Consider the following 7,613-nt stretch of genomic DNA (forward strand, 5'->3'; position numbering starts at 1 on the left):
AGTACAATAAATAATAGTATACACATTTGATGAACATTGAAAAAACGGAGGGTGCTGTGATGCTATTCCATCCGATGGATATTTTCATTTTTATCGCCTTCCTGATATCGCTTTGGGCGCAATGGAAGGTATCAAGCAATTTCAATGCCTGGTCTGAAGTTCCAGCCTCATCGGGGTTGACGGGGGCGGAAGTGGCGCGCATGATTTTAGACCGCCACGGGTTGCACCATGTGCCGGTTGAGGTCGTTCCGGGACGATTGTCCGACCATTATGATCCGATTTCCCGCACGGTCCGTTTGTCGGAGCCGGTCTTTTATGGGCGTTCAATCGCTTCCATTTCCGTTGCCGCCCACGAGGTTGGCCATGCCGTTCAACACCAGCAAGGCTACGCGGCGCTCGTCCTTCGCCACCGGATGTTTCCGATTGTGAACTTCGCTTCGGGCGTTGCGCCGTTGTTGTTGCTCGTTGGATTTGTGCTCCATCAATTTTCGCTGATTGGACTCGGCATTTTGTTTTTCTCGCTGGCGGTGGCCTTCCAAATCATTACCTTGCCGGTGGAGTTTAACGCGAGCGCACGGGCGAAGCGGTTTATGCTGGCTGAAGGGTTGATCGCCCCAAATGAAGCGCGAGGCGTAAACAAAGTGCTTGGCGCGGCGGCGCTGACATACGTCGCGGCAACGTTGATCGCCGTATTTGAACTGCTGAAATATGTGCTCATTTTCACCCAAGGGAACAATAATGAGGAATCGTAACATATTGGGCCGCCTAAGGCGGCCCAGCGGCATCATCGTCTATCAGCTGCAATGGAAACCTTTGTGTGCAGGAGGTGTAACCTGGGCGCTTCATCCGCGCTCGGAGACGAATTGGATATAGCCAGTTTGCTGTTGGTGGCGTTTCTCATCGCTTGCACCGCCTTTTTTGTCGCTTCTGAATTTGCGATCGTCAAGGTGCGCAGCTCGCGCATCGATCAGCTTGTCAATGAAGGGAATCGACGGGCGGTCGCGGCGAAAAAAGTGATTTCGAATTTGGACGGCTATTTATCGGCGAACCAGCTCGGCATTACGCTCACCTCGCTTGGTCTTGGCTGGCTCGGGGAGCCGACGGTGGCGCGGATGTTGCTGCCGCTGTTTGAACGCCTCCATTTATCGGAATCCGTCTCCCACTTTTTAGCGTTTATCATTTCGTTTTCGCTCATCACCTTTTTGCATGTCGTCGTCGGTGAATTAGCGCCGAAGACGCTTGCCATTCATAAGGCGGAAGCGATTACGCTGTTTACGGCTCAGCCGCTCATCTGGTTTTACAAAATCATGTATCCGTTCATTTGGACGCTCAACAACTCTGCGCGGCTCGTGACGCGCCTGTTTGGCCTCAGGCCGGTGGCGGAGCATGAAATCGCCCACTCTGAGGAGGAGTTGCGCCTCATTTTATCAGAAAGCTACAAAAGCGGGGAGATCAATCAGTCAGAGTACCGCTATGTCAATAATATTTTTCGTTTTGACGACCGCATAGCGAAGGAAATTATGGTGCCGCGCAAAGAAATTGTGGCGCTCGATATTAACAAAAGCGTCAAGGAAAACTTGGACATCATTCGCGAAGAAAAGTATACGCGCTATCCGGTCATTGACGGCGATAAAGACCATGTGCTTGGACTCATCAACGTGAAAGAGGTGTTTACGGACTTTATTGCCAATCCGTCCAACGAAAAGCAGATGAAAGACTATATCCGCCCGATCATTCAAGTGATTGAATCGATCGCCATTCACGATTTGTTGGTCAAAATGCAAAAAGAACGCATCCATATGGCGATTTTGGTCGATGAATACGGCGGCACGTCTGGACTGGTTACAGTCGAGGACATTTTGGAAGAAATCGTTGGCGAAATCCAAGATGAGTTTGATATTGATGAAACGCCGCTGATTCAAAAAATGGACGATCGATTAATCTTGGAGGGCAAAGTGTTGATCAGCGAAGTGAATGACTTGCTTGGGCTGGACATTGACGATGATGACGTCGATACGATCGGCGGCTGGATTTTAACGAAGCATTATGATATCAAACCAGGCGAGAGTGTAGAAATCGATGGCTACTTGTTTACGGTGAAGGAAATGGATGGCCATCATGTGAAATCGCTGGAAGTGGCAAAAAAAGAGCCGAGCAAAGAGGAGGCGGCGGCAGGCGCCGAAGAGGAGGAGTTGCGTTTGTAAGGCAGACGGGGGCGTCTGCCTTTTCTCGTTTCGGCCGAGAAATCCCCTTCTCCATTGAAGGACGGCGGAGTAGATCAATTGTAAATGCGCGAAAGGTCGGTGGGAAAATCGCTTGTTGGCGCGAGACAAATGACCTCTTCGTTTGTAAACGGATGGCGGAACGTTAGCTTAGCGGCATGAAGCGCATGGCGATGAAACACTGGTTTGCCGCCATAAAGCACATCGCCGACGAGCGGATGGCCGAGATGGGCCAAATGGACGCGGATTTGGTGCGTCCGTCCAGTCTCGAGAGAAAGCTCGACAAGCGATGTTGACGGGAATGTTTTGATGACGCGATAGTGTGTCACCGCTTTTGCCCCCGTCTTCGAGACGCGCCGGCGCGTTGGATGGTGGCGGTCGCGGCCGATTGGCGCGGAAATGGTTCCTGATTCCGGGGACAAACGACCGTGAACAAGGGCGACGTACGTCCGCTTGATGGCACGGTGGGCGAGCATCCGATCGAGCGTCGCACCGGCAAGCGGGTGTTTGGCAAATAAAATCGCTCCCGACGTGTCGCGGTCAAGGCGGTGAATGTGGCGCACTTTTGTTAAAATTGCCTGCGACTGCAAATAAAACGCGACCGCATTGGCGAGCGTGCCGGTTTGCCCCGGTTCGGACGGATGAATGTCGATGCCGGCTTCTTTGTTCAAGACGAGCAGATGGTCGTCCTCCCATAAAATCGAAAGCTCCCGATATTCTGGAACGATGAACGACGGCTCCGGCTCATATGCGTAAAGCTGAAGCCGGTCGCGTTCGTTGAGCACCGTCTTCCAGGGAACAGCCTGGCCGTTCAGTTTGACGCCGTGTTCCATCCGCCAACGGTGGGCGAGCTTTTTCGAGGCGGCCCATACGTCTTTCAGGAGCTGTTCAATCGTCAAACCGCTCCACCAGCTAGGGATGATGCATTCCAGCCAATCGCCTTTTCTTGTCCACAAAGGTTGTCACACTCCCAATTGTTTGTTAGCTGTGGAAACACTTTCTACCCCTATCCTTGCGCGAGATATGGTACACTCATAGTATCGTCTTAGTGATGGAGAACGCAAGCATTGCGGCGAGAAAAGGTGGTAGGACGTTGAAAATGATGTATGCAGCGACTCCGGAACAAGAGCATTACATGCAGTATTTGCTCAACTACTTTTATACCGATGTGTTCCCGTATTACTTCGATGATGAACAAATCCGTCAATTTGAGGAATGGGGCATTCTTTCGCTGGACCACGAACATGTGGCATATAATGGAACAATGAAGGAGGCTTTCCAAATCATTTCGGCGCTGCAGTCGCTCATTACCGTCATCGAATATATGGGGGAACATGGAGAGTGCGACCAATATGAATGGCTGTTTGCCCGCAACCAAAACATTTTGGCTCGTCATGGCATTACCTTTCCATTTCGGGCCAAGCAGTTTATCCATAAGCGGGCGATGCCGTGCAGCATGTATGTTCCCGCTGTGAACCAGTGGGTGATGTAGGGCAAGGGGCTACGTCTTGTAAAAGGCGCAGCTCCTTATTTTTTTGGCATTGGCAGTGAGGCAAACCATCGGCGAAACGTTTTTTCATCATGGTATCCTTCGATGCGTTTTGCCTCTTTGCCGTTTTCATAATGGACAATGGTCGGGGTTGCTTCAATATGGTATATGTCCCAACCGTCTTCAAATTCGAGCAAGTTGAACAATTTTAAGTCGATGCCCAGCTGTTTCGCCAAAGGAACGACGATCGGCGTTGTCCGCTGGCAATGAGGGCATGTCGGGCTGTAAAAGTAAACGGTCAGCGTCTTGCCGTCAGCCAGCTGCTGTTTCAACTTCGCGGGCAAAATAATGTTGCGGTAGTTCGGGTCGTCAAGTTGGGCGATGGTGGCTGGGTTGAGCTCACTTTTATGGTAAGGATTGTTGCTTGCGGCTTCTTTTTGTTCGTACATCGTAATAAACGAGATCGCAGCGAACAGGACGACAATGATGCCGCCAAATGCGAGCAGTTTTTTCAACGTTCGCTCTCCTTTCTTTGCTGGCGCATGACGGTCCAACTTAACAACATAATGATCATAAAGGCAGTGAACGCCAAAAATGGAATGGTGATAAATCCAAGCCAGTTTATATATTGCCCTGTGCACGGAATGCGGCCGCAGCTGATGGCGTATTCTTGAAGCAGCGGAATTTTTTGCAATCCATAATGATACAGAGAAATACCCCCGCCAATCAATGAAAGTGTGAAGCTATAGCGAGCTGCCGCAGCGTCTTTGCGCACGATGGCGATTCCTAAAATGATGACTTGCGGATACATAAAAATGCGTTGAAACCAGCACAGGTCGCACGGAATGTACCCAAGCACCTCCGAAAAATAAAGGCTTCCGAGGGTGGCGATGAGCGCAGTCGCCCATGCGGCCAAAAGCAAGTGTTCCGCGCGTTTTTCTTGTTCCATCCTTCTCCCCTTCTTCCGTTGCAGACACCGTTGCCCGATCTTACACTGTTCAGCTCCATTATAAGGGATGGAAAACGGCACGTCCATTCATAACTGGCAAAGGGCAGGAAAGAAAACAACATTTTCTATCTATATCGCTCGACAAACGAGCCATACTAATCGGTGAAAGGGGAGGATCACATTGACGAACAACAGCGGAAACAAAGTGCAGGACATTATGACGAAAAACGTCGCAACGATTTCGCCGAACCAAACGGTGCAAGAAGCAGCGCAAATCATGAGCCAAAAAAATATTGGGGCGCTTCCGGTTGTGGAAAACGGGCAAGTCAAAGGGATGATTACGGACCGCGATATTACGTTGCGTGTTTCGTCCCAAGGAAAAGACCCGTCGACCGTCAAAGTAGCGGAGGTCATGACGAATCAAGTCGTCACCGGTACGCCGAATATGAGCGTGCAGGAAGCCGCGAATGTCATGGCCCAACATCAAGTTCGCCGTTTGCCGATCGTGGAAAACAACCAGCTACAAGGCATTGTTGCACTAGGCGATATTGCGACGAACAGCGCATCAAACGAAGCGGCTGAACAGGCGTTGACGAACATTTCGGAACCGTCGCAGCCGCAAGGGTAATGAGGAAAAAGGATGCCCACATTTTTCCAGGGCATCCTTTTTCTTTTGGCAGGTATATTGTATGATGGGAACGAATATATAAATGGGGAAAATGAAAATCAAGGGGGAACAGCGATGGAGTGGAGACAAAAATACGAACAATGGCTGCGTGAGCCGCAGCTCGATCCGGAATTGAAGCGGTTGTTGGAACAACGCCGCCATGATGAACGATGGCTGGAGGATTGCTTTTACAAAAATCTCGAATTCGGCACCGGCGGCATGCGCGGCGAGATCGGCCCGGGGACGAACCGAATGAACATGTATACGGTGCGAAAAGCGTCGGAAGGATTGGCGCGATACATACAATCGTTTGGCGATGAGGCGAAGCAACGCGGGGTCGTCATTGCCTATGACTCCCGGCATAAGTCGCCGGAATTTGCGATGGAGGCGGCGAAAACGTTGGCTACGAACGGCATTCAAACATACGTGTTTGATGAATTGCGTCCAACGCCGGAACTGTCGTTTGCTGTTCGCTATTTGCGGGCGTTTGCCGGCATTGTCATCACCGCTAGCCATAATCCGCCCGAATATAACGGCTATAAAGTATATGGAGAGGACGGGGGCCAGCTGCCGCCTGCTGTCGCCGACCAAGTGATCCGCTATGTCAATGAAGTCGAAAATGAGCTCGCCATTCATGTGGAAGATGAGAAAACGTTAAGAGAAAAAGGCCTTATTCGCATCATCGGAAGCGAAGTCGATGATGCTTATATCCATGCGGTCAAAACGATTTCCATCCATCCAGAGCTCGCTCGGGAAACGGCGATCAATATCGTGTTTACGCCGCTTCACGGCACGTCAAACAAACCGGTGCGCCGCGCGCTCGCTGAGCTCGGCTACCAAAACGTCTTTGTCGTCAAAGAGCAGGAGTTGCCGGATCCGAATTTCTCGACGGTCGCCTCGCCCAATCCGGAAGAACACGCGGCCTTCGCCATGGCGATGGAGTTGGGCAAGAAAGTGAACGCCGATCTGTTGATCGCCACCGACCCGGATGCCGACCGGCTGGGCGTGGCGGTTAAAAATGACAAGGGAAACTATGTCGTGCTGACCGGCAATCAAACCGGCGGCTTGTTGCTCCACTATTTGCTGTCGCAACGAAAAGCTCAAGGCACTCTGCCGGAAAATGGTGTTGTCTTAAAAACGATCGTGACGTCTGAATTTGGTCGGGCGATCGCCCAATCGTTTGGTCTTGAGACGGTCGATACGTTGACCGGTTTCAAATTCATCGGCGAAAAAATGAAGGAATACGAACAAACAGGGCAATATGCGTTCCAGTTCGGATATGAGGAAAGCTATGGGTATCTGATCGGCGGTTTTGTCCGCGACAAAGATGCCGTGCAGGCGGCTGTCCTCGCGGCGGAAGTGTGCGCGTTTTATAAAAAGCAAGGGCTATCGTTGTATGAGGCGCTCTTGCAATTGTTTGACCAGTACGGCTATTATCGCGAGGAGCAGCGATCGCTCACGCTGAAAGGCAAAGAAGGAGCAGAGGCAATTGCCGCGATTTTAGCGTCGTTCCGCCAACAGCCGCCGGTGGAGGCCGCGGGGAAAAAGGTGACGGTGATTGAGGATTACAAAACGAAAGAGCGGACGAACACGTTGACCGGCGAAAAAACGGCCATTGATTTGCCGACATCCAATGTGCTCAAGTATATCTTGGAGGATGGCTCGTGGTTTTGTCTGCGTCCATCAGGGACGGAGCCGAAAATGAAGGCGTACTTCGGCGTCAAAGGGACGTCGCTGGAGGACAGCGAAGAAAAACTAGTCCGCTTAACAGAAGCTGTCATGCGGCGCGTAAAGGATGTGCTCAGCACCGTTTCTCCTTCTTATGCGCAATGATCAGCACAATCTGCGGGGAATTGGCATCAGCCAATTCCCCGTTCGTCTTACGAGTAAAACTGCGCGTACTGCTCGACTCCCATTTTTTGTTCGCTCACTTCAAGCGCATGGTCAATATAGCGAAGCAAGGCGTGCAACCGCTCCTGGATGACGGAGTAATCATGTTCAAAATTATAAGCGTGGAGAAACTTTTCGATTTTTTTCGACAAAATATCATCAGGCGTACGCACCATTAAAATGAGCAAATTGTCCCATTCGGAGCGATGCGTGTAATAGAGCGCCTTATCATAGTCGACGGTGTTCAAGCGGCATGCCTCCCTCTAGAAATGTTGATTTATCAAGGCTTTTCGGCCCCTCAGGGGTGTCCAAAAAATATTTTTCGACAAAATCCCTTACATCCTTTTTCAGTTTTGTGGATATCTTACAGACCTAGGGTGCGCTTCGCGGCCACGG

The 7,613-nt window shown here is 51.0% G+C and carries 9 protein-coding genes; 5 read left to right on the forward strand and 4 right to left on the reverse strand.

Annotated elements, in window-relative coordinates; all coding sequences use genetic code 11:
• Positions 1-59: 59 nt before the first annotated feature.
• Both IKE44_RS02130 and IKE44_RS02135 read left to right on the forward strand, forming a co-directional pair.
• Complete coding sequence (locus IKE44_RS02130; RefSeq protein WP_011230067.1) at positions 60-752, forward strand: zinc metallopeptidase; 693 nt, start codon at positions 60-62, stop codon at positions 750-752.
• Between the two features lie 111 nt (positions 753-863).
• Positions 864-2,204, forward strand: a complete 1,341-nt coding sequence (locus tag IKE44_RS02135; protein ID WP_287464877.1) for a hemolysin family protein — start codon at positions 864-866, stop codon at positions 2,202-2,204.
• A 74-nt stretch (positions 2,205-2,278) separates the two neighbouring features.
• Here the strand turns inward: IKE44_RS02135 and IKE44_RS02140 are convergent, their stop codons facing one another.
• Complete coding sequence (locus IKE44_RS02140; RefSeq protein ID WP_033013887.1) at positions 2,279-3,178, reverse strand: RluA family pseudouridine synthase; 900 nt, start codon at positions 3,176-3,178, stop codon at positions 2,279-2,281.
• A 137-nt stretch (positions 3,179-3,315) separates the two neighbouring features.
• On the opposite strand from IKE44_RS02140, the gene IKE44_RS02145 reads away from it, so the two are divergent.
• Positions 3,316-3,714, forward strand: coding sequence for a YhcU family protein (locus IKE44_RS02145; RefSeq protein WP_033013886.1), 399 nt, complete (start codon positions 3,316-3,318; stop codon positions 3,712-3,714).
• 35 nt (positions 3,715-3,749) lie between these two features.
• Here the strand turns inward: IKE44_RS02145 and IKE44_RS02150 are convergent, their stop codons facing one another.
• The gene (locus IKE44_RS02150; RefSeq protein ID WP_033013885.1) at positions 3,750-4,226 is read right to left on the reverse strand and encodes a thioredoxin family protein; all 477 of its coding nucleotides are present in this window, start codon (positions 4,224-4,226) and stop codon (positions 3,750-3,752) included.
• Entirely contained in the window at positions 4,223-4,660 is a 438-nt protein-coding gene (locus tag IKE44_RS02155) for a disulfide formation protein C (protein WP_033013884.1), read from the reverse strand. The genes IKE44_RS02150 and IKE44_RS02155 overlap by 4 nt, the downstream gene beginning before the upstream one ends.
• Positions 4,661-4,841: 181 nt before the next feature.
• Between IKE44_RS02155 and IKE44_RS02160 the strand changes: the two genes are divergently transcribed.
• Positions 4,842-5,288: a CBS domain-containing protein gene (locus IKE44_RS02160; RefSeq protein ID WP_011230073.1), complete on the forward strand. Its 447-nt coding sequence runs from the start codon at positions 4,842-4,844 to the stop codon at positions 5,286-5,288.
• Between the two features lie 114 nt (positions 5,289-5,402).
• Positions 5,403-7,160, forward strand: a complete 1,758-nt coding sequence (locus IKE44_RS02165) for a phospho-sugar mutase (RefSeq protein ID WP_049625102.1) — start codon at positions 5,403-5,405, stop codon at positions 7,158-7,160.
• A gap of 47 nt (positions 7,161-7,207) precedes the next feature.
• On the opposite strand, the gene IKE44_RS02170 is transcribed toward IKE44_RS02165, so the two are convergent.
• Positions 7,208-7,465, reverse strand: a complete 258-nt coding sequence (locus IKE44_RS02170) for a YhdB family protein (RefSeq protein ID WP_013146280.1) — start codon at positions 7,463-7,465, stop codon at positions 7,208-7,210.
• Between the last annotated feature and the right edge of the window lie 148 nt (positions 7,466-7,613).

The organism is Geobacillus sp., from assembly GCF_017515625.1.
Classification (GTDB): domain Bacteria; phylum Bacillota; class Bacilli; order Bacillales; family Anoxybacillaceae; genus Geobacillus; species Geobacillus stearothermophilus.

Bases quoted from the DNA above. Each gene is read 5' to 3' on its own strand.
- IKE44_RS02130 (WP_011230067.1), top strand. From the start codon at position 60: ATGCTATTCCATCCGATGGATATTTTCATTTTTATCGCCTTCCTGATA.
- IKE44_RS02155 (WP_033013884.1), bottom strand. From the start codon at position 4,660: ATGGAACAAGAAAAACGCGCGGAACACTTGCTTTTGGCCGCATGGGCG.
- IKE44_RS02165 (WP_049625102.1), top strand. From the start codon at position 5,403: ATGGAGTGGAGACAAAAATACGAACAATGGCTGCGTGAGCCGCAGCTC.